Here is a 21910-nt window from a genome sequence, read left to right as displayed (position 1 = left end):
CCCGGCGTGGGGCGCCCGTGAACGGGTGAACTCCATCCCTGGTCGCCCCCTTCTTCTGCCCCGGTCCGCCCCGTCTGCCACGGTCCGGTGTCAACTTTGGCCCCACGAATCCGCGTGGGTTGCACCCGTCGCCGCGGATCCCGGTGCAGGATGTGCAGGTGACCACCAGCGGCGACCCCACCCGGCGGAGCTCCGCCGCACCGGCCGCCCGCGGACGCCGCTCGTCCGCCCGGATCCCCCGGATCATCGGCCTGTCCGGCGATTACGGCGACGAGCCGGCCCCCGCCCCGAGATCCCGCAACGGTGCGGCCGCCCAGCCCGGCGTCACCGGCTCGGCCGCCCGCACCGCCCGCCTCACCGCGGCCCGTACCGTCGTCCCGGTGCGCTCCGCGACGCGTACCTACCGCCCGGAGACCCCGATCTCCGTGCACCACATCCTGTCCGGCCTGCGCCGGGGCGGGTCCGACCCCTGCTTCCGTACCCAGCCCGGCTCCCCTGTCTGGCGGGCCACCCGCACCCCCGACGGCCCGGCCCTGCTGCGCCTCGTCGCCCGCACCACCGCCGGCGAGGTCGAGGCCACCGCCTGGGGCCCGGGCTCGGCCTGGGTGCTCGAGGGGGTGCCCGACCTGCTCGGCGCGGGCGACGACCCGTCCGGCTTCGTCCCCCGGCCCGAGCACCCCAAGCTGGTACAGGCCTGGCGGTCACGTCCGGGCTACCGGGTTCCCCGCAGCCGCGCGGTGTTCGAGGCCCTGGTGCCCGCCGCGCTGGAGCAGCGGGTGACCGGCCTGGAGGCCCGCCGCGCCTGGCGCATCCTGGTGGTGAAGTTCGGCGAACCGGCTCCCGGCCCGGCCCCCGAGGCGGCCGGGATGTACGTACCGCCCGACGCCGCGACCTGGCGCCAGATCCCGTCGTGGGTCTGGCTCAAGGCCGGGGTCGACGAGGCCCGGCGCCGCGCCGTCATCAATGCCGCCCAGGTGGCCGGGCGGCTCGAGCAGACCGTGGACCTGCCGCACGACGAGGCCGCTCGCGCCCTGCGCACCGTCCCCGGCATCGGCATCTGGACCGCCGCCGAGGTGCGCCAGCGGTCGCACGGTGACCCGGACGCGTTCTCCTGGGCCGACTACCACGTCTCGCGCAACGTCTCCTGGGCCCTGACCGGCACGGTGATGGACGACGCGGGCTGCGCCGAGGTCATCGAGTGCTACCGCGGGCACCGCTACCGGGTGCAGAAACTGCTGGAGCTGGACGCGGTGGCCCGCCCCCGCCGGGCCCCGCGCATGACCCTCCCGACGCACCTACCCCGTTAGAGCAGGGAGGACGCGCAGCCCGCGCGGCTCGAGCCGGATCGTCACCGCCAGGTCCTCCGACCAGGCCGCCGCCGCCAGCCGCTGGGCCAGCGCCCCGAGCGCGACCGGATCACCGGGCAGCTCGGGCACCACGAACAGTCCCTCGGGCTCCACGTTGACCGCGCACACCGGCGCCGCCACCCCGACGAGCGGCGAGGGCGCGGCCAGCGCCACCTCCACCACCCGCAGCAGGCGGTCCAGCACCGGGCCGGCCGGGACGGTCGGCGCGTCCACCGCCGACGGGTCCACCCCCATCGACCAGCGCACCGCCTCGACCTGGCCGTAGCGGAACCAGTCCGTCGCCGCCGGGCGCAGCATCGCCGCCGCACCGGGACCGTCTTCACCGACGGGCAGCACGAACGCGCCGGCGCCCCGCACCAGCGCCACCGGGATCCCGGTGAGCTTGCCCTTCACCAGATCACCGGCCGCCGCCAGTTCGTCGGCCACCGCGCGGATCGTGACCTCCATCCGCTGACCGTGCGTGTCGTCGAGCCCGCGCAGGTCCTCGGTGGGGGAGACCCCGGCGCAGCCCAGGGCGAAGTCGGTCTGCCCGTCGCGCCAGGCCCGGCCCGCGGTGTCGGAGACGATCACCCCGACGTTCAGCCCGGTCTGCCGGGCCAGGTCGGCCCGCAGGGCGCGGGCCGAGCCGTCCGGATCCACCGGGAGCAGCAGCACCGTGCCGGGCTCGACGTTGGAGTTGTCGACACCGGCCGCCGCCATCACCGGCCCGGCCGCCGACTCCACGATGCGGGCCAGCCCGCCCGGGGTGCGCCGGGCCGCCACCAGCCGCTTCGCCTCGGCCGTGATCTGCTCGTCGCGGACCGCGGCGGCCACGGTGCGCCCCTCGGCCTTCGACACGATCTTGCTCGAGACCACGAGCACGTCACCGTTCGCGAGGTCCCGGCCACCCGCCCGCAGGGCCGACACGACCAGGGCGACCACGTCGTCCCCCATCGAGACCTCGCCGATGCCGGGCACGGGCGAGACCACCAGCGAGGGGGCCCCCGGCGTCGGTCGACCGGAGGGGTGGGTCACCGTAGTTCGGTGGCCAGATCGAGCGCCGCCCTGGCGATCGCGGCCGTGGCCTCGGCGTCGGACATCAGCAGGGGCACCGCCTTCAGGGTGACGCCCTCGGGCATCTTGCTGTCGGCGTCACCGGGCGCGACCAGCCAGCCCCCGAGGAAGTCGGAGTACAGGTCGGCCACCGCGGCGGCCGAGGTCTCGACCCCGATCGCGGTCAGGCAGGCGTCGGCCATGCCCCGCACCGGAGCGCCACCGATGATCGGCGAGACGCCCACGACCGGGGCCTTCGTGGCCCGGATGGCGTCCCGCAGGCCGGGCACCGCGAGGATCGTGCCGATCGAGACCACCGGGTTGCTCGGGGGCAGCACCACCACGTCGGCGTCGGCGATCGCCTCGAGCACACCGGGCGCGGGCTTGGCCTGCTCGATGCCCACGGCCAGGATCTGCCGGGCCGGGACGGCCGCGTGCAGGCGCACCCACCATTCCTGGAAGTGCACCGCCTTCACCGCCGGGGTGCCGTCGTCCGCGGGCTCACCCTCGGGATCGTCGATCACCACGTGCGTCTCGATCGGGTCGTCGCTCATCGGCAGCAGGCGCACGCCCGGCTGCCAGCGCGCACAGAGCGCCTCGGTCACCGACGACAGCGGGTAGCCCAGGCCGAGCATGCGCGTGCGCATCAGGTGCGTCGCGATGTCGCGGTCGCCGAGCGTGAACCACTGGGGCTCGGCGCCGTAGGCACGCAGTTCGTCGGCCACGCCGAAGGTCTCACCGGCCCGGCCCCAGCCCTGTTCGGGATGGATGCCACCGCCGAGCGTGTACATGACCGTGTCCAGGTCGGGGCAGATCCGCAGTCCGTGCAGGGTGACGTCGTCGGCGGTGTTGCCGATGACGGTGACCTCGTGCGGCCCGCCCGACGGATCGGTGGGACGGGAGTCGAGATGGTCCAGGAGGCCGCGGAGGAAACGTGCGCCGCCGACGCCACCGGCCAGAGCCGTGATGCGCATGCCGTGATCCTTTCAGACGCCTGATCGCATCCCAGCTGGGGAGCACCCAATCGCAGGGGGACCCGCCGACCACAGTGCAGGGGCGCACCGTCCTATACATACAGACGTGCACTACTCACGGATCGGTGTGAGGGGCATCATTCCGGACCTGTCGGGCCTCATCACAGGGAACCGAACGCACGCAACCGGGAGTTGGCACCTGCAACGGAGGATTTCGCCCCGTCGAACGGGGGAGAGAGGTCTCGGACGGCAGGATGACATTTTCTCGGCTCAATTCCGGCCGCTGTGGCGCGCAAGGCATGACGGCCATCGCAAGGGGCGCATCAGTCTCACGAGTACCTGAGTGAGATGTCCGGACTTCAGCCGATCGATGCGGGTGAAAATCCGCGTATTACACGGGATGGTGTACGTGTCAAACGGAAGTGACTAGCAGATTCCAGCTTGACGCGCAGTGCACGACACGCGTGTAATTTCATTGGTGTCGACAGCATGAAATCACCTAACGTATGCGCGCCATCACGCTTAGTGGGGGGAACGCCCTGTCAAAGGGGCCTGGTTCGAGGGAGGCGCCAAGTGCACGAGCTCATGGCGGCAGGTGACATCATCATCAGCGACAGCACGAACGACGCGGAGCAGAGCGATAATTCGGCGGAGCTGGATGTTCTCACCCTGGTTGCCACGAACTCCGACAACCTGCCGCCGGAACTGGCCTGGCAGGAGCGGGCACTCTGCGCGCAGACCGATCCGGAGGCGTTCTTCCCCGAGAAGGGCGGCTCCACCCGCGAGGCCAAGCGGGTCTGCATGTCGTGCGAGGTCCGGGCCGAGTGCCTGGAGTACGCACTCGCCAAGGACGAGCGGTTCGGCATCTGGGGCGGGCTCTCCGAGCGTGAGCGCCGCCGCGTGAAGAAGCAGGCGGTCTGAAGCTCTAGTTAGAAAGCCGTGAGCATTCATGGCCAGGCACCGTTAGCGGCAAACGGGTCCGGCGTCGACAACCGGCGTCCGGACCTGCTTTTCGTCGAATCCGAGCTGGAGCAGCCGGGCGACGAGGTCGACTGGTCCTCCTGGCAGCCCCCCGTCGAACCCGGTCCGGCCCTCGTGGTGACCGCGGTTCTCGTCGCCCACGACGGCGCGGCCTTCCTACCGCGCACCCTTGACGCACTGGAGGCGCAGACCCGTCGCCCCGACCGCCTGATCGCGGTCGACGCCGGCTCGGCCGACGGCAGTGCCGACATGCTCGGCATCGCCACGCCCCACCTGGTCACCGTGACGGCCCGCACCGGCTTCGGCGAGGCGGTGCGCGCCGCGCTCCGCTCCGTGCCCCAGAACGATTCAGCGACAGGCGCTTCCGGCGAACCGCAGGAGTGGCTCTGGCTGCTCCACGACGACAGCGCCCCGGCGCCCGACGCCCTGCAGCGCCTGATCGAGACGACCGACTCCGGCCCGTCCATCGGCGTCGCCGGCTGCAAGCAGGTCAGCTGGAACGACAGCCGCCGCCTGCTCGACGTCGGATTCACCACCTCGGTGCTCGGCGCCCGGGTCACCGGCGTCGACGTCGACGACTTCGACCAGGGGCAGCTCGACCACCGCAGCGACGTCCTGGCCGTCGCGACCCCGGGAATGCTGGTGCGGCGCGACCTCTGGGAACGTCTCGGGGGCCCGGACCCGGCGCTCGCCGACGCCCGCATCGACCTCGACCTGTGCCGCCGCGCCCACCTGCTGGGCGAGCGCGTGGTGGTCGTGCCGCAGGCCGTGATGGCGCACGCCGAGGCCAGTTCGTCCGGTCTGCGCGGCCGGGCGGTGCGCCGGCCGTCCGCCTGGGCGATGCGCGACCGGCGGGCCGCCGTGCACCTGCGCCTGGCCTCGGTCCCGCTGCCGCTGCTGCCGCTCCTGCTGGTGTGGCTGGGCGCCGCCGCGGTGATGCGCGCCCTGGTGCGTCTGAGCCTGCGCCAGCCCGACCGGGCCGGGGCCGAGATCGCCGCCTACCTGCTCGCCGCCGGGCGCCCGAACGCCTGGATCCGGGCCCGCTGGCGGGCTCGCCGGGGCCGGCAGATGTCCCGCCGCGAATACCGCCGGCTCCTCGCGAGCCGCCGCTCCACGCTGCGGCAGCGCCGCGACCGGCTGTCCTCGTACCTGCGGGCGCAGGAGGAGGCCTGGGCCGCGCCCGAACCCGGTTCGGCCGCCGCCACCCGCAGTCCGGCCGGCCGCGCCACCTCCACGGTGACGTCCGGGGCAGGAACGGTTGCCCGATCGGGCAAGGGCGGATCGGGTTGGTCGGTGCGCCGGCCGCGCACGTCCGAGCTGGCCGGCCCCGAGGACGACGCCCTGGTCGTCGACGTCCGGGAGCCCGCCGGACCCGACGCCCCCACCGTCCCGATGCCGACGCTGCCCGACGACGAGATCCGCTTCGACGACGAGCGCGAGCGGCCCAGGCGCCCCGCGTCCCTGCGCATCGGCCTCTCGATCGCCCTGCTCACCGGCGTCGTGGGCCTGGTGGCGCTGCGCGTGCTGCTGCGAGGCACCGGCACCCCGGTCGGCGACGCGCTGATCCCGGCCCCCGGCACCGCCGCGAAGCTGTGGTCGCTGGGGTTGTCCGGCTGGCGCCCCACCGGCCTCGGCCTGGCCGCCGTGGCCGACCCGTTCGACCTGGTGCTGGCGGTGCTGTCCGGGCCGTTCGCCGGCTCCACCCGGGTCGCGGCCGAGTTCCTGCTGCTCGCCGCCCTGCCCCTGGCCTCGCTGGTGGCCTGGTGGGCGGCTGCCGCCGTCACCCGCTCGCGCGCGCTGCGGGCCTGGGCCGCGCTGATCTGGGCGGCGGCGCCGTCGCTGATCCTGGCGGTCACGGCCGGGCGCCTGGCCGCGATCGTGGCGCACCTGATGCTGCCTCTGACCGCCCTGGCGCTGACCCGGGCCGTCGGGATGCGCCCGGCCGATCCGGGCGCTCCCGGGCGCCGTCGCGCCTCGCTGGCCGCCGCCTCCGGTGCGGGCCTGGCCCTCACCGTCCTGATCGCCTCCGCGCCCGCCCTGGCCGCGCCGTCGCTGTTCGCGGTGCTGCTGCTGGCGCTGGTGGCCCGGCACGGTCGCCGTCTGCTGGTCTGGACCGTCGCCGTGCCCTCGGTTCTGCTCCTGCCCTGGTGGCTGGCCGTCGCCGGCGACCCCCGCCTGCTGCTGGCCGAACCGGGCGGCGCGAGTGCCGTGGCTCCCGGCTCGCCGGGCTGGGCCGCCGCGCTGTGGCCCGCCGACCCGGCCGTCATCAACCACGGCCCGGTGCACCGTCTCGCGCGGCTCGTGGCCGATCTGACCGGGGTCGCGGACGCCGGCGTCTGGCTGCGCGTCCTCGCCGTCGCGGTGGTCGTGCCGCCGTTGCTGCTCGGCGTCGCGGCCCTCACCGGCCGGCTGCGCCGCAAGATCGCCGTGGTGGCCTGGCTGGTCGGCCTGGCCGCGCTGGCCACCGCCGTGGCGATCCCGGTGGTTGACATCCGGCCGAGTGCCGAGGGTCTGCTCCACGGCTGGTCGGGGCCGGCGGTCTCGCTGCTCCTGCTGGCCGTGGTGGTGGCGTCGCTGTCGCACCTCGACGGGGCGGCCGGGCGGCTCAAGGCGCGCAGCATCGGCGTGCGGCACTGGGGTGCCGTCGCGATGGGCGCGCTCGCCGTGGTCACGCCGTTGCTGGTGCTCGGTGCCTGGGCCGCCGACGGGTGGACCGGCACCACGAACCGCTGGGTGCACCGCGCCGATCCCGAGGTGCTGCCCGCCGTGGCGGCCGCCGAGGCGAACGGGGCGGCGGCCACCCGCACGCTGACGATCCAGCCGACGGACGCGGGGGTGCGCTGGGCGCTCTACCGCACCGGCGGTCCGCAGACCGGCCAGGAGTCGGCGGCCTCGCTGACGCCCTCCTCGCTGGCGGCGCGCTCGGCGGCCGACCAGCCGGTGCTCGACACGATCGGCGCGCTGCTGTCCGGCGGGGGCAACGACGAGCGCTCGAGCTTCGCCGACCTGGACATCGGCTCGGTGCTGCTGCTCACGTCCCGCCCCGCCGATCCGGACGCGGCCGATGCCGCGGTCGCCTCGCTCGACGTGGCTCCCGGGCTGGTGCGGGTGAGCAACTCGGCCGGCAAGGTGCTGTGGCGGGTCGAGCTGGCGGCCTCGGCCTCCGAGGGCGATCCGACGCAGGACGCGCCGGAGGAGTCGGCGGATCCGGCGGAGGAGTCGGTGGCTTCCGAGGGCGGTGTTCCCACGCGTCCCGCGCGGGTGCGCATCCTCGGTGCCGACGGCGCTCTCGTCACCACGGTCCCGGCACCGGGGGTCGGCTTCACGGCCGACGTCGCGGCGGGCGGGACCGGTCGCACCCTGGTGCTGAGCGAGCGGGCCGACGCCGGCTGGAGCGCCTCGCTCGACGGCTCCGCGCTGACCCCGGCCGTCCACGAGGGCTGGGCGCAGGCGTTCGAGCTGCCCGCGGCCGGCGGCACCCTGGTGGTGCGGCACGCCGACGCGAACGCGCAGGCGATCGGCCTGGGCCGGCTCGGCGTGCTCGGGCTGGCCCTGCTGGCGGCGATCCCGCTGCCCCGGCGCCGCCCGCGCCTGCTGCCTCCGCCGAAGTCGTGGCGCTCGCAGGAGCCCGCCGCGGTTCCGGTCGGCACGTCGGGCCGGCGGGTACGTCGCCCCGGTGACGCCCCCGACCGGCCGCGTCGCCCCGAGAACGGTTCGCGCAGCGAGGGCCTCGGCACTCAGGAACCCCGCCGGGCCTACGCCCAGCACCAGTCCCGGATGACCGAACTGGCCCGGCGTCTGGCGATCGAGGCCGCCGACGGTGACGACCCGATGGCCGAGCGCCCGTCGCGCCGTCGCCGCCGGGCCGCCCGGCAGGCCGCGGAGGCGATGGCGGCCGAGACCCGCCCCACCCCGGGGCGCCGGAAGGCCGGTGGCGCGGCGGTGAAGCCCCTCGAGCGCAGCCGCCCGTCCCGCGAGCCGGAGGTCGCACTTCCGGCCGAGAGGCCCGAAAAGGCTCAGGTGGCCGAGAAGGCTCAGATGGCCGAGAAGGTGGCCGAAAAGGTCGAGAGGGCTGAGCAGATCGAGAAGGTCGAGCCCGCGGAGCAGGCCCCGGACACGGCCGGCACCGAGCCGGTCGTCCTCACCCCGCCACCCGCCGAAGGTGAACCCGCGCGTGACGCCGCCCCGGTCGTCCACCATGCCCCGGACGCCCCGAAGACCCGCGACCTGCGCCCCCTGAGGGCCGACTCGGCGCGCAACCGGCCGCCCGGCCCGCGGACCTCGCGGGAGAACCAGGCCGAGAATCCGGTCACGGAAACCCCCGTCGAACCGGGCGATTCGCGACCGGCCGAAAAGGCGCCGAACCCGGCGGGTATCGGCGATTCCGATACTGGTGACCCCCCAAGTGGGGACACGGCAAGCCCCTCCGAGGCGCGGGAGACTGCCGGTGCATCGGATCGTGGATCCGACCGGGAGCGCGGCCAGGACACGGGTCAGGACGCCCCGGACGGGTCCGGGGAGGAAGAGAGTTCGTGAATCAGCGCGCAAGTGCAGTGCTTTCGGTGACGGGAGTGCTGACGGTCGCCGGGGGGATCGCGGTCGGAGCCGCGTTGCTGCCCGAGCAGATCGGGGTCCGTACCGTCTCGAGCACGCTCCCGGCCACCGTCGCGGCCCCGGCCCTGGCCTGCACCGGCCCGGAGACGCTGGTCGTTCCCGAGGGCGGCGCGGCGGCCAGTCCCGGTGCCGGTGTGCTGGTCAGTGCCCTGCTGGCGGCCCGGGGCGACGCATCGGCCACGGTGAAGGCCGAGGGGCCCGAGTCCGGCACGATCCAGGAGCTCAGCAAAACCCTTCCGGAGAGCGACGTCCCGGTGCACACCGGCACACAGGAGAAGCTGACGGCCGACAAGGGGGAGGTCAGGATCGGCGGGCTGTCGACCTGGCGGCTCGGGCCGGTCGTCACCACGGCCGACCCCGACGACCCGCAGGAGCTGCCCGACCTGGCCGCGGTGCAGTCGACCGTCACGACCAAGGGTGACCTGCGCGGTCTTTCGGCCAGTCGCTGCGACCAGCCCTCGTCCGAGGCCTGGCTGGTGGGCGGGGGAACGGTCTCCGGTGAGCGGCTGCGGCTGGTGCTGTCGAACCCGACCGGGACGACGGCCGTCGTCGACGTGTCGGTGCTGACCGACGAGGGCCGCGTCGACCCGCCCTCGGGAGCCGGGGTGGTGGTGCCCGCGCACGGCCAGACCCCGCTTTTCGTCGACGCTCTCGCGCCGGGCCGATCGGGTGTGGCCGTGCACGTGGTGGCCCGCAGCGGTCAGGTGATCGCCCGCATGCACGACGCGGTGCTGCGTGGACTCGTCGCGGGCGGCACCGATGTCGTCTCGCCCGGCGCCGAGTCCGCGAAGAAGCTCGTGATCCCCGGCATCTCGCTGGTCAACGGCTACTCCAAGACGGCCGACGACACCACCGCGGCCGGCTCCACGTCGGTCCGCGTGGCGGTGCCCGGCACCGAGGAGGCCGTGGTGCGGCTCAAGCTGCTGGGCTCGTCCGGTGAGGTCGAGATGCCCAGCTCCGGGGTGGTGAACGTGCCCGCGGGGGAGGTCGTCGACATTCCCGTTCACGGTCTCGCGTCGGGCACCTACACCGCGGTGGTCCAGTCCGACGTGCCGGTGGTGGCGGGGGCCCGGATCGGGCGCCCGGCCGCGGCGGGGCACAAGGCCACCGAGTTCGGCTGGGCGCCGTCCGCGAAGTCTCTCGACGAGAACGGCGGCTGGACCATGCTGCCGCCCGGCACCCGCTCGACGGTGTCGCTGGTCGCGGAGACGAAGGGCGGGTCGCTGACGATCACCCCGGTCGACGCCGACGGGGAGGACCTCGACGAGCTCGACGTGACGCTCAAAGACGGCACGGCCGCGGCCTTCGCGCTGGACGAGAAGGCCGCCGCGTTCCGGGTGTCCGGTCTCGAGGGCGGGCCGGTCGCGGCGTCGGTGGTGGCCACCAGCACCGACGACTACGGCACGGCGATCACCGTGCTCGGCGTCGAACCGGCGAGGGCCGAGACCGCGCCCTCGACCGCCGTCGCCGACACGCGGCTCGGCCTGAAGTAGGCCGGAGGGCCGGTCCGGTCTATTCGTCCTTGTAGCGCGGGTCGACCTCTTCGGGCGACAGGTTGAGCAGGTGCGCGACCTGCTCGACCACCACGCTCTGGGCCAGGGCGCCGATGTCGTGGGCATCGGCGGCCCGGGTCTCGACCGGGCGCCGGTAGACCACGATGCGCGGGGGCAGGGAGCCGTCGGCGGGGAAGAACCGGCCGAGCGGAACCTCACCGTGCTCCCACGGCGAAGGGTCGCTCGGGGGCACGTCTTCGACGGCGAACTCGACGTCGGCCAGTTCCCGGCCCCAGCGCGGCTCCAGGTGCTCGACCGCGTCGAGGATCAGGTCGTCGAACCGGTCGGCCCGGCTGCGCCAGGCCGGCACGGTGCGGGGGAGGAGCTGGCCGCGCAGGCCCCGGCCACGCCGGTCGCGCCGCCGCCGACCCCCTCCGGCGCCGGGTGTCGGATCCGGGATCGCACGAGGTCGGGACACGGATCCGAGCTTACGGGAGGCCGGTGCGAACCTGGGGAATTTGCACGGCCCGTGAGAACCTGGGCACGGCATCCGTGACGTCGGGGGACGGATCGGGCAAGATGATGAGGCCGCCGGGTTACCGACGACACGAATTCGGTGGCGTGCCGGTGCAACCGGTGCGCCTGATGAGGGAGTAACTTCTCAATCGTGAGTGGAGTGCGCCGTTGTTCCCGGACCGCTTGCCAGCGGGTAGCGGTCGCCACCCTCACCTATGTCTACTCCGACTCGACAGCGGTGCTGGGGCCCCTGGCCACGTACGCCGAGCCGCACTGCTACGACCTGTGCGCGGTGCACGCCGAGCGTCTGACGGCCCCGCGGGGCTGGGAGATCGTGCGCCTGTCACCGGGTGAGTTCACGCCCCCGCCGCCGTCGCACGACGACCTTCTCGCCCTGGCCGACGCCGTCCGCGAGGCCGCCCGGCCGGCTCCGCGTGAGCTGCCGCCCGACCCGGACGCCGAGCGTTCCTCGGTCGAGGTGGGCCGCCGGGGTCATCTGCGGGTCCTGCGCGATCCCGTCCTGGGTGAGCCTCTTCCCTGAGAGCACGGCCAAAATGGTGGACGACGCGGAGCCTCGCGTCGTCCTCCTCGCGTTGGGGCGACGCGCACGAACGGCTCAGTGCGTCACCCGACCGTACGCGTCCTTCATTCCCTTTCGAACCACCGGCGAGACGCGGCTCACAGTGAGTTCGCCCGGAATACCCCGCTTAAGAACGGATGCCGCGACGCTCCGGTGACTCAAGGTGCGGGTGTGACTCGCCGAATGACAGGGAGCATCGCAGCAGCCCGCGTTCGAGTGACACCTCGGCGACGGGTCACTTCCCCTGTCGTCCGAACAAGGATCTCCCCTCCTATGTCTCCTCAGTCCCGGACCTCCACCCCCGACTCCACGAGTGCCGCTCCGGCCGGGCGGGGGCGCCGACGTGGCCGCACCGCCGGCCCGTCGATCCCGCTGGGCTCCCTGACCCAGCGCGAGCACCGCGCCGAGATCCAGTGCCAGGCCTGCGGCAGCACCCGGGTGACCCGGCTGTCGATGAACCTGACCGACGGCACCCCGGTCGAGTTCACCTCCTGCCACCGCTGTGAGCACCGCACCTGGGAGCACGGGGGCGACGCCCTGAGCGTGACCACCGTGCTCGACAAGGCCCGCAAGGTCTGAGATCCCCGTCGATAACGCGTTTTGACGCAGCCGTTCGGGTCAAAACGCGTTATCGATGTCTCGTCCGGATCGATCCCGGCACGTCACGGGGGGCTGGAGCGGCTAATCTGCGCAGGTGGCCCAGCTCACCGAAATCGTCAAAGCCAACGACATCCGCGGACTGGTCGGCACGCAGCTGACCGAGAGGATCGCGCGTGCCCTCGGCTCGGCGTTCGCCCGCGCGGTGCTCACCTCCGACCCCGACGGCCCGCCCGGGCGGGTCCTGCTCGGCCAGGACATGCGGGACTCCGGGGAGGCCCTGATCAACGCCTTCGCCGACGGGGTCACGGGGGAGGGCGCCCAGGTCGTCCGCATCGGCCTGTGCAGCACCGACGGGCTCTACTACGCCAGCGGCGCGCTCGACGCCCCCGGTGTCATGTTCACCGCCAGTCACAACCCGGCCAGCTACAACGGCATGAAGATGTGCCGCGCCGGGGCCCGCCCGATCGGCCTCGACAGCGGCCTGGCCGAGATCCGCGACCTGGCCCAGGCGCTGCTCGACCACCCGACCTGGGGCACCGAAGAGGCGCCGGAACCCGAACTGCGCGGCGCGGTCTCGCAGGAAGACACGCTCCGCGGCTACGCCGAGCACCTGCGCGGCCTGGTGCCGCTGGACTCGCGGCGCAAGCTCAAGATCGTCGTCGACGCCGGCAACGGCATGGCCGGCCTGACCGTGCCCGCCGTGCTCGGCGCCGCGCTGGGCCTGCCCGACCTGCCGCTCGAGATCGTGCCGATGTACTTCGAGCTCGACGGCACGTTCCCCAACCACGAGGCCAACCCGCTCGACCCGGCCAACCTGCGCGATCTGCAGAAGGCCGTGCCCGAGCACGGCGCCGACCTGGGGCTAGCCTTCGACGGCGACGCCGACCGCTGCTTCGTCATCGACGAGCGGGGCGAGCCGATCAGCCCGAGTGCGATCACCGCGCTGGTGGCCGCCCGCGAGATCGGCAAGGAGAAGGCGGCCGGGCGTCCGGCCACGGTCATCCACAACCTCATCACCTCCCGCGCGGTGCCCGAGGTGATCGCCGAGAACGGCGCCACCGCGGTGAAGACCCGCGTCGGCCACGCCTTCATCAAGGTCGAGATGGCCAAGTACGACGCGGTGTTCGGCGGCGAGCACTCGGCGCACTACTACTTCCGCGACTTCTGGTTCGCCGACACCGGCATGCTCGCGGCGCTGCACGTGCTGGCGGCGCTGGGCGAGCAGGACGGCCCGCTCTCGGGGCTGGTCGAGCAGTACGAGCGCTACACGCCGAGCGGTGAGATCAACTCGGTGGTGGCCGACGTCTCGCTCGCGACGCAACGTGTGGTCGACGCGTTCGAGGGGCGTCCGGGGGTCGTCATCGACCGGCTCGACGGCCTGACCGTGAGCCACGAGGCCGACGCGCCCAGCGGTGACGGGAGCCCGGCCGGCCTGTGGTGGTTCAACCTCCGGCCGAGCAACACCGAGCCGCTGCTGCGCCTGAACTCGGAGGCTTCCGACCCGGCGACCATGGCTCTTCTCCGCGACGAGGTGCTGGGTCTGGTCCGGGTCGCCGAGCCCGCCGTGGATGCGCGAGGATGACGTCCGTGACGACCATCGAATCCTGGCTGCGGGAGATCCTGCGCTGCCCGAGCTGCCGTAGCGAACTCGTCGACGGCTCGGGCCCCGAGGGCACGCCCGAGCTGCACTGCACCGGCTGCTCGCTGGCCTACCGCATCGACGACGGCATTCCGGTGCTCCTCGTCGACGAGGCGCGCACCCGCTCCTGACCTGCTTTTTCGGCTGCTGAAGAAGAAACGGCGCGATGGCACTCGACGAACAGCTGCTCGACGACCCCGACGGCCTGGCCGCGTCCGACCCGTCCGGCACCCTGCGGGCGCTGGCGATGGCCGGGGCCCAGGTGCGCATGGCGCTCTCGGCCACGGCCGAGGCAGGCATCGCGAAGATCGTGGCCGACGGGCGTCCCCGCGCCGTGGTCGTCGCCAGCCTCGGCGGTTCGGCCGTGGTCGGCGACATCCTGATCCTGCTGGCCGGCAGCGGCGCCCCGGTGCCGGTGTCGGTGCGGCGGGGTCTGCCGTTGCCGGGCTGGGTCGGCCCGCTCGACCTGGTCGTCGCGGTGTCGATGTCCGGCCGGGCCCCGGGTCCGCTCGGGCTCGCCGCCGAGGCGGCCCGGCGGGGTTGCCGTCTGCTCACCGTGGGCGCGCCGCGGTCGCCGCTGGCCGAGGTCTCCGAGCGCACCGGGGGCGTCCACGTCGCCGTCCCGCGCAGCGAGACCCCGGCTGCCCGCGCGTCCCGCATGGGCCTGTGGTCGCTCGCCGTGCCGGTCATCTCGGTGGCCCACGAGCTCGGCCTCACCGATGCCTCACCGTCGGTGCTCGAGCGGGTGGCCGACCGGCTCGACACCCAGGCCGACAAGTACCGGCCCTCGTCCGACGCCTTCGTGAACCCGGCCAAGTCGCTGGCCCTGGAGCTGTCCGGCGTGATGCCGGTGGTGCTGGGCGACGGCGACGTGACCGGCGTGGCGGCGGCTCGCGCCGCCGCCATGCTCGCCCGCACGGCGCGGGTGCCCGCGATGCGCGGCGCCCTGCCCGACGACGCGGGCGACGTGGTCGCGACCTTCGACGGTCCGCTGGCCAAGCGCCCGGCCGCCGACATCTTCGCCGACCCGGAGTTCGGCGACGCGCCCGCCTCCTCGCCGCAGATGCGCCTGCTGCTCCTGCGGGACGCGGCGCCCACGCTCGACCGGCCCGACGGCTCCTGGCTGGAGACGGCGCGCACGGCCGACGCGGTGCGGGCCACCGCCGAAGACGCCGGGGTGCGGGTCACCGAGGTCGCGGCCGACCCGGGGCACCCGCTCGAGCGGCTGGCCGACCTGATCTCGCTGACCGACTTCGCATCCGTCTACATGGCGCTGGCCGGCGGCATCGACCCGCTGACCTCGCCGCACGTGGCTGACCTGCGCGACCGCACCCACTGACCGGTTCAGCCCGGCTGACCTGCGCGATCGGACACACGAAGGGGCAGTTCGCCCGGGCAAGTAGTAGGTTGCTCCCGCCTCAAGATCCTCAAGCGGGAGAAGCCAACGCATGTCCACCGAGGGTGGTTCCAAGGCGATCATCGCCGCGCTCAGTGCCAACCTGGGCATTGCCGTCACCAAGTTCGTGGCCTTCGGGCTGACCCAGTCCAGCTCGATGCTGGCCGAGGGCATCCACTCACTGGCCGACTCGGGCAACCAGGTGCTGCTGCTGGTCGGGGGCAAGCGGGCCGAGCGCCGGGCGAACGAGGAGCACCCGTTCGGCTACGGCCGCTCGCGGTTCCTCTACGCGTTCATCGTGTCGGTGATCCTGTTCAGCGTCGGTGGTCTGTTCGCGCTGTACGAGGCCTGGCACAAGTGGCAGCACCCGGAGCCGATCGAGAACTGGCAGTGGGTCCCGGTCGCCGTGCTGCTGATCGCCATCGTGATGGAGGGCCTCAGCCTCCGCACCGCGGTGGGTGAGGCGTCGCCGTCCCGTGAGGGCCGCAGCTGGTGGCGTTTCATCCGGGAGACCAAGTCCCCGGAACTGCCCGTGGTGCTGCTGGAGGACACGGCGGCCCTGACCGGTCTGGTGTTCGCGCTCTTCGGTGTCGGTATGACGCTGGCCACCGACGACGGGCGCTGGGACGCGATCGGTACCGCGATGATCGGCCTGCTGCTCATCGTGGTCGCCGGCATCCTCGCGATGGAGACGTCGTCGCTGCTCGTCGGTGAGGGCGCGGACCCGAAGGACCTCGAGAAGATCAAGACCGCACTGGTCGGCGAGGGCGTGAACGGCGTCATCCACATCCGCACGCTCTACGTCGGGCCGGACGAGCTGATGGTCGCGGCCAAGATCGCGGTGGTGCCGACCGAGTCCGCGGTCGAGGTGGCCGAGGCCATCAACGAGGCCGAGGCCCGGGTGCGGGCGGCGGTGCCCGAGGCGAAGCTGATCTTCCTCGAGCCGGACATCGCGCACGGTTCCGGTGGGCCCGCCGGAGTTCCCGGGGCCTGAGGTATCAGAACGTGGTGGCGGCGTGTCCTCCTGGGGTACAGGGGGGGCACGCCGCTCTTCTTTGTCCTGCGCAGCTGCTGACATAGGGATGCTTTAACGCTGTGGACTGCGATAACGCTGACCTAGCGGGCATTTGACCGTCGATTCGGTTTCTGTGGGTAGCGTCGGGGCTGGTTCCACCTCGTACAGCTGTATCCGCTCCTCATCGCCCGGAGGCCGTCGTGCGCGCTGACCCCGCACCCCGCACGCTCCGACCTGCCCTGCCGCACCAGACCCGGGGCCCGCAGCGGCACCCGTCCCGGCCCGAGCGCTTCGGCTGGTTCGGCCGGTGGTCACGGCGGTCGCGGCTGACCGCCACGGCCGTCGTCATCGTGTCGCTGGCCCTCGTCGGGGCGCTGGTGATCAGTTCGGCGCAGGCCGTGCGGGCCGTCGCCGGCACCAACGACGGTTCGCGCTACGGCCGCTCCACGCCGGTCGTGGTCAGCGAGCCCGACTTCACCGCCGAGCCCGGCTATCTCCCCGGCCACGCGCCGTAGGATTGTTGCCGACCAGTAGGCGCGATGCTCCGGGAGGGGACGATGCCCGCAGCATCCCGGCCGGGCGGCCGGCGTCCCCCCGAGCACACCCATCCGCGTGACGTGACCATCGAGACCGCGCTGACCGCTCTGGCCGACCCGGTGCGGCTGTCCATCGTGCGGTGCGTGGCGCGGGCCGGTGACTGGGAACTGCCCTGCGGTTCGCTCGATGTCGGCGTGGGCAAGGCGACCCTGAGCCACCACTTCACCGTGCTGCGTGAGGCCGGCCTGGTCGAGCAGCGTGACGAGGGAGCCCGCCGCACGATCCGCCTGCGCCGCGCCGAGTTCGACGAACGGTTCCCCGGGCTGCTCGACCTGGTGCTGCCGGTGCCTGAAGCCGCTGGTGCGCTGGTTCCTGGATCCGCTGCTTCGTGAGGCCGCCGCGCTTGGAGCCGCCGGTGCTTGGATCCGCTGGTGCCTGAAGCCGCTGGTGAGAGCGCTGCCGGCGTCGGCGCGTCCACCATTTGATTTTCTTGTTCACCCCTCGGGAGGCGGTGTCCGCACCGTGACCGGATTGCTATCGTGGGGGATGTTCCGGCGTAGGTGATGCCGACGGCCAAGATGGGCCGCGCCGGGGTCTGGTACCGCTTGAAGCTGATCGGGGTTTCCCCATGGTTGGTTTCGCGCTGCCATCGACCCGACCACCTGCGACTGGGACATTTCTCATTTCCAGCCGCATCCGACGATGCCGAAGGACTCCACATGACGTTCGATTACAAGGTCGCCGACCTTTCCCTGGCCGAGACCGGCCGCCACGAGCTGCGTCTTGCCGAGCACGAGATGCCCGGCCTGATGTCGCTGCGCGCCGAGTTCGGCGAGAGCAAGCCGCTGGCCGGCGCCCGCATCACCGGTTCGCTGCACATGACGGTTCAGACCGCCGTGCTGATCGAGACCCTGGTCGCGCTCGGCGCCGAGGTCCGCTGGGCCTCCTGCAACATCTTCTCCACGCAGGACACGGCGGCCGCGGCCGTCGTCGTCGGCCCCAACGGCACGGTCGACAACCCGCAGGGTGTGCCGGTGTTCGCCTGGAAGGGCGAGACGCTGGAGGAGTACTGGTGGTGCACCGAGCAGATCGTGAACTGGCCCGGGGGCACGGGCCCGAACATGATCCTCGACGACGGTGGCGACGTGACGCTGCTGATCCACAAGGGCGTCGAGTTCGAGAAGGCCGGCGCCGTGCCGGCCACCGGTGAGGGTGACTCGGAGGAGTACGGCGTCATTCTCGACGTGCTGCGCCGTTCGCTGGCCGAGTCCAGCGACCGGTTCACCAAGCTGGCGGCCGAGATCAAGGGCGTCACCGAGGAGACCACCACGGGCGTCCACCGCCTGTACGAGATGTTCCGCAACGGCACCCTGCTGTTCCCGGCCATCAACGTGAACGACTCGGTCACCAAGTCGAAGTTCGACAACAAGTACGGCATCCGCCACTCGCTGGTCGACGGGATCAACCGCGGCACCGACATCCTCATCGGTGGCAAGGTCGCCGTGGTCTGCGGTTACGGCGACGTCGGCAAGGGCGCGGCCGAGTCGCTGCGGGGCCAGGGCGCGCGCGTCGTCGTCACCGAGGTCGACCCGATCTGCGCGCTGCAGGCCGTGATGGACGGCTACCAGGTCACCACCGTCGAAGAGGTGCTGTCGGTCGGTGACTTCTTCATCACCACCACGGGCAACTTCGACGTCATCACGGCCACCCACATGCAGGGCATGAAGGACAAGGCCGTGGTCGGCAACATCGGCCACTTCGACAACGAGATCGACATGGCCGGCCTGGCCAAGGTCCCGGGTATCACCAAGACCGAGATCAAGCCGCAGGTGCACGAGTGGACCTTCGCCGACGGCACCTCGATCATCGTCCTGTCCGAGGGGCGTCTGCTGAACCTGGGCAACGCCACCGGTCACCCGAGCTTCGTGATGTCGAACTCGTTCTCGAACCAGGTCATCGCGCAGATCGAGCTCTTCACCAAGCGCGAGGAGTACGAGACCCAGGTCTACGTGCTGCCGAAGCACCTCGACGAGAAGGTTGCCCGTCTGCACCTCGGTGCGCTCGGGGTGAAGCTCACGGAGCTGTCGAAGGCGCAGGCCGAGTACATCGGCGTGCACGTCGAGGGCCCGTACAAGCCGGAGCACTACCGGTACTGATCTGAGAACGTGGGCGCGCCCTTCCCTTCGGGGGAGGGCGCGCCTGCTTTGGTGCGGTGTGTGCTTGCGGGCCCGCCGATTTCGGAGCTCGGGTGCTTTCGTGGGGCGGGTGCTTTCGGGGTTCGGGTGCTTGAGGACGCGTCGGTCGCCGACGTCGTCCGGTCGCCGACGTCGTCCGGTCGCCGACGTCGTCCGGTCGCCTCCGGAGGGGCCAGGTGTGTCCCTGGGGCAGCCCGTCAGTTGTGGTCGGGCAGTCCGGCGCCCGTCGCGCTCAGCGGACTCGCCGTCGCCCGGGAGTCGAGACGGGCCGTGCACTGCTGTTTCTCGCGCCACAGGCGGGCGTAGTCACGATCGCGCCGCTCGGCCAGCACGGCTGCGATGAAGTCTTCGGGATGCGTGCCCGGCGGGGGCGGAGGAGCGACCAGGTCGCCGAGCTGGCCGGCCAGTGACCAGCCCAGGCGCTGCCGTGACTCCGGAGCCATCTTCGCCGCCCGGGCCAGGAACTGGCGGGACGCGCGGGCCAGCGGATCGGGCAGCCGGCCCAGGTCGGCGTTGCGCACCCAGAGGGCCAGGTGCGGCGGCATCATGATCGGCGGGGGCACCTGACGGGGCTGGCGCTCGCGGATCACGTAGGTGCCGGCCACCAGGTCGCCCAGCCTCTTGCCGCGCTTGTTCATCAGCGAGGTCAGCAGCGCCACGGATCCGGCCGACCAGTAGATCTCGAGCACCGCCAGCAGCCCGCGGATCAGCGCGTGCCGGGCGCGGATCGGCCCGCCGTCGTCACGGACCACTCGCAGCCCGGCCAGCCACTTGCCCAGTGACCGGCCCCGGGTGAGGGTCTCGACCAGGATCGGCAGGCCGACCGCGATCGCCAGCACGGACACCAGCATGAGCGCGCTGCCCGCCGCCTCGTCGATCGAGCCGGTGGTGCCGAACGCCAGCCAGATCAGCAGGAGCGCCAGCAGACTGACCGTGACCAGCAGGTCGGCGAAGACCGCCAGGGCCCGGGTGATGAACGAGGCCGGGCGCAGCTCGAGCACCACCGCCTCACCGGTGACCAGCTCGTCGGAGAAGTCCAGCTCGTCGACCCCGACCAGGCCGGTGAGACCCACCGACCGGTTCTGGCCGGACGGCATCGGGGCGAGCGGGTCCGTGATCACAACCGCCAGGCTACGTGGTCCCACCGACAGAACGGGAGGTTAGGCTCGGGACCGTGGATCTGGACGCGTTCGCCGCCGTGAACTCGGCCGACTGGGACACCCTCGACCGGCTCACCCGGCGCCGGCGGCTCAGCGGGGCCGAGGTCGACGAGATGGTGCAGCTCTACCAGCGGGCCGCGACACACCTGTCCGTGGTGCGCTCCTCGTCGCACGACCCGGCCCTGGTCGCCCGCCTCTCCGGCACCGTGGCCCGGGCCCGCACCCGCATCGCCGGGGGCAACGAGCCGATCACCCGCGAGTTCACCCGGATGTTCCTGGTGTCCTTCCCGGCCGCGGTCTACCGCTCCCGCTGGTGGGCGTTCGGCGCCGCGCTGGGCTCCACGCTGGTGGCGGTCGCGCTCGGCTGGTGGGTAGCCGCCAACCCGCGGGTGCAGGCCTCGGCCGGCACCGAGCAGCAGATCCAGCAGCTGGTGCAGAACGACTTCGAGAACTACTACTCCGAGCACGCCGCCTCCGGCTTCGCCGTGCAGGTCTGGACCAACAACGCCTGGGTGGCCGCGCTCTGCTTCGTGCTCGGCATCACCGGCGTCGGCGTGGTGTACGTGCTCGCGAACAACGCCCTCAACATCGGCCTGGTCGCCGGGCTGATGGCCGCGAACGGCCGCCTCGACCTCTTCTTCGGCCTCATCACCCCGCACGGTCTGCTCGAGCTCACCTGTGTCTTCGTGGCCGCCGGGGCCGGGCTCCAGGTCTTCTGGGCCTGGGTCGACCCGGGGCCGCGCTCGCGGGCTCGTGCGGTCGGTGAGGAGGGCCGGGCGATGGTGACGATCGCGATCGGCCTGATCGTGGTGCTCCTGGTCTCCGGCGTGGTCGAGGCCTTCGTGACCCCCTCGCCCCTGCCCACCTGGGCCCGCATCGCGCTCGGGGCCACGGTCTGGCTGATCTTCCTGGGCTACGTCCGGTACTTCGGCCGGCCCGCCGTGCTCACGGGCGAAACCGGTGACCTGGCAGTAGAACTGGCGGGGGACGTGCGGCCTGTGGCAGGCTGAACCCGAATCGTTCGCACGGGTGTTCGAGGGGGAGCGAGCTGTGGCCGAGATCGTGCTGTTCCATCATGCCCAGGGGCTGACCGCGGGGGTCCACGCCTTCGCCGATCGGCTGCGCTCCGTGGGGCACACCGTGCACACGCCAGACCTCTACGAGGGCAAGACGTTCGAACGGCTCGACGAAGGCATCGCGCACGTCCGGCAGATCGGGTTCGACACGGTGACCGAGCGCGGGGTGCAGGCCGTCGAGGCACTGCCCCAGACCCTGGTCTACGCCGGGTTCTCGCTGGGGGTGCTGCCCGTCGCCAAGCTGGCCGTCTCCCGGCCCGGCGCCGCAGGGGCGCTGTTCCTGAGCGGTTTCGTGCCGCCGTCCGAGTTCGGTGCCTGGCCGGGCGTTCCCTCCCAGGTGCACGGGATGGACGCGGATCCCGAGTTCGCCGACTCCGGTGACCTGGCCGCCGCCGAGGAGTTCGCGGTGGCCGAGGGCAATACCGAGGTCTACGTGTATCCCGGCTCCGCGCACCTTTTCGCCGACAGCAGCCTGAACGAGTACGACCCCGGTGCGGCCGAGCTGCTCACCGACCGGGTGCTGGAGTTCCTGGCCAAGATCTGAGGCCGCTGGCGGACGCGCCGGGAGACCAGGCCGGCCGGCCCGCCTGAGCGGGGTGGCCGGCTGCTGACCGGACGTGGCCGGTGAGCAGGCGTGGCCGGTGAGCAGGCGTGGCCGGTGAGCAGGCGTGGCCGGTGAGCAGGCGTGGCCGGTGAGCAGGCGCGGGCGGTGAGCAGGCGCGGGCGGTGAGCAGG

Annotated in this window: 19 protein-coding genes; 15 read left to right on the top strand and 4 right to left on the bottom strand. The window is 72.7% G+C overall.

Translation table 11 applies throughout. The features are described from left to right. The first annotated feature begins 158 nt into the window (after window positions 1-158). On the top strand, window positions 159-1307 hold the full coding sequence (locus J2S57_RS05825; protein WP_307239157.1) for a DNA-3-methyladenine glycosylase family protein: 1149 nt from the start codon (window positions 159-161) through the stop codon (window positions 1305-1307). Here J2S57_RS05825 and cofE read toward each other — a convergent pair. Beyond that, window positions 1296-2381, bottom strand: coding sequence for a coenzyme F420-0:L-glutamate ligase (gene cofE, locus J2S57_RS05820; RefSeq protein WP_307239155.1), 1086 nt, complete (start codon window positions 2379-2381; stop codon window positions 1296-1298). The genes J2S57_RS05825 and cofE overlap by 12 nt on opposite strands. Continuing rightward, on the bottom strand, window positions 2378-3373 hold the full coding sequence (gene cofD, locus J2S57_RS05815) for a 2-phospho-L-lactate transferase (RefSeq protein WP_307239153.1): 996 nt from the start codon (window positions 3371-3373) through the stop codon (window positions 2378-2380). The genes cofE and cofD overlap by 4 nt, the downstream gene beginning before the upstream one ends. 585 nt (window positions 3374-3958) lie before the next feature. On the opposite strand from cofD, the gene J2S57_RS05810 reads away from it, so the two are divergent. Genes J2S57_RS05810 through J2S57_RS05800 form a run of 3 tightly spaced genes read left to right on the top strand, consistent with a single transcriptional unit; the run spans window position 3959 to window position 10461 of the window. Continuing rightward, entirely contained in the window at window positions 3959-4294 is a 336-nt protein-coding gene (locus tag J2S57_RS05810; RefSeq protein ID WP_370882575.1) for a WhiB family transcriptional regulator, read from the top strand. A gap of 18 nt (window positions 4295-4312) precedes the next feature. Next, on the top strand, window positions 4313-8890 hold the full coding sequence (locus tag J2S57_RS05805; RefSeq protein ID WP_307239151.1) for a glycosyltransferase: 4578 nt from the start codon (window positions 4313-4315) through the stop codon (window positions 8888-8890). A 26-nt stretch (window positions 8891-8916) separates the two neighbouring features. Next, a complete protein-coding gene (locus J2S57_RS05800; protein WP_307239149.1) occupies window positions 8917-10461 on the top strand; it encodes a DUF5719 family protein in 1545 nt (514 codons plus the stop codon). Between the two features lie 19 nt (window positions 10462-10480). Here J2S57_RS05800 and J2S57_RS05795 read toward each other — a convergent pair whose 3' ends face one another. Continuing rightward, the gene (locus tag J2S57_RS05795) at window positions 10481-10939 is read right to left on the bottom strand and encodes a metallopeptidase family protein (protein ID WP_307239147.1); all 459 of its coding nucleotides are present in this window, start codon (window positions 10937-10939) and stop codon (window positions 10481-10483) included. A gap of 189 nt (window positions 10940-11128) precedes the next feature. On the opposite strand from J2S57_RS05795, the gene J2S57_RS05790 reads away from it, so the two are divergent. The 9 genes from J2S57_RS05790 to ahcY all read left to right on the top strand — a co-directional run bounded on the left by J2S57_RS05790 (window position 11129) and on the right by ahcY (window position 18900). After that, window positions 11129-11518 carry a DUF3499 domain-containing protein gene (locus J2S57_RS05790; protein WP_307239145.1) on the top strand — a complete coding sequence of 130 codons (390 nt, stop codon included), beginning with the start codon at window positions 11129-11131 and terminating at the stop codon, window positions 11516-11518. 312 nt (window positions 11519-11830) lie between these two features. Continuing rightward, window positions 11831-12136: a hypothetical protein gene (locus tag J2S57_RS05785; protein WP_307239143.1), complete on the top strand. Its 306-nt coding sequence runs from the start codon at window positions 11831-11833 to the stop codon at window positions 12134-12136. Between the two features lie 115 nt (window positions 12137-12251). After that, window positions 12252-13739: a phosphomannomutase/phosphoglucomutase gene (locus J2S57_RS05780; RefSeq protein WP_307239141.1), complete on the top strand. Its 1488-nt coding sequence runs from the start codon at window positions 12252-12254 to the stop codon at window positions 13737-13739. Next, entirely contained in the window at window positions 13736-13927 is a 192-nt protein-coding gene (locus J2S57_RS05775; protein ID WP_370882437.1) for a Trm112 family protein, read from the top strand. Before J2S57_RS05780 ends, J2S57_RS05775 begins: the two co-directional genes overlap by 4 nt. Before the next feature lie 35 nt (window positions 13928-13962). After that, a complete protein-coding gene (locus J2S57_RS05770; protein ID WP_307239137.1) occupies window positions 13963-15135 on the top strand; it encodes an SIS domain-containing protein in 1173 nt (390 codons plus the stop codon). 109 nt (window positions 15136-15244) lie between these two features. Continuing rightward, window positions 15245-16186: a cation diffusion facilitator family transporter gene (locus tag J2S57_RS05765; protein WP_307239135.1), complete on the top strand. Its 942-nt coding sequence runs from the start codon at window positions 15245-15247 to the stop codon at window positions 16184-16186. A gap of 221 nt (window positions 16187-16407) precedes the next feature. After that, a complete protein-coding gene (locus J2S57_RS05760; RefSeq protein ID WP_307239133.1) occupies window positions 16408-16722 on the top strand; it encodes a hypothetical protein in 315 nt (104 codons plus the stop codon). 42 nt (window positions 16723-16764) lie between these two features. Continuing rightward, a complete protein-coding gene (locus J2S57_RS05755) occupies window positions 16765-17136 on the top strand; it encodes an ArsR/SmtB family transcription factor (protein WP_307239131.1) in 372 nt (123 codons plus the stop codon). A gap of 327 nt (window positions 17137-17463) precedes the next feature. After that, complete coding sequence (ahcY, locus tag J2S57_RS05750) at window positions 17464-18900, top strand: adenosylhomocysteinase (protein ID WP_307239129.1); 1437 nt, start codon at window positions 17464-17466, stop codon at window positions 18898-18900. 236 nt (window positions 18901-19136) lie between these two features. Here ahcY and J2S57_RS05745 read toward each other — a convergent pair whose 3' ends face one another. Beyond that, on the bottom strand, window positions 19137-20060 hold the full coding sequence (locus J2S57_RS05745) for an RDD family protein (RefSeq protein ID WP_307239127.1): 924 nt from the start codon (window positions 20058-20060) through the stop codon (window positions 19137-19139). A 53-nt stretch (window positions 20061-20113) separates the two neighbouring features. Here J2S57_RS05745 and J2S57_RS05740 point away from each other — a divergent pair, with 53 nt between their 5' ends. Together J2S57_RS05740 and J2S57_RS05735 are read left to right on the top strand one after the other, a co-directional pair. Next, window positions 20114-21109, top strand: coding sequence for a stage II sporulation protein M (locus J2S57_RS05740; protein ID WP_307239125.1), 996 nt, complete (start codon window positions 20114-20116; stop codon window positions 21107-21109). A gap of 40 nt (window positions 21110-21149) precedes the next feature. After that, entirely contained in the window at window positions 21150-21719 is a 570-nt protein-coding gene (locus tag J2S57_RS05735; protein ID WP_307239123.1) for a dienelactone hydrolase family protein, read from the top strand. Window positions 21720-21910 lie beyond the last annotated feature (191 nt).

The sequence above is a fragment of the Kineosporia succinea genome (assembly GCF_030811555.1).
In the GTDB taxonomy this organism is placed as follows: domain Bacteria; phylum Actinomycetota; class Actinomycetes; order Actinomycetales; family Kineosporiaceae; genus Kineosporia; species Kineosporia succinea.
This window is presented reverse-complemented; position numbering and strand designations above follow the sequence as displayed.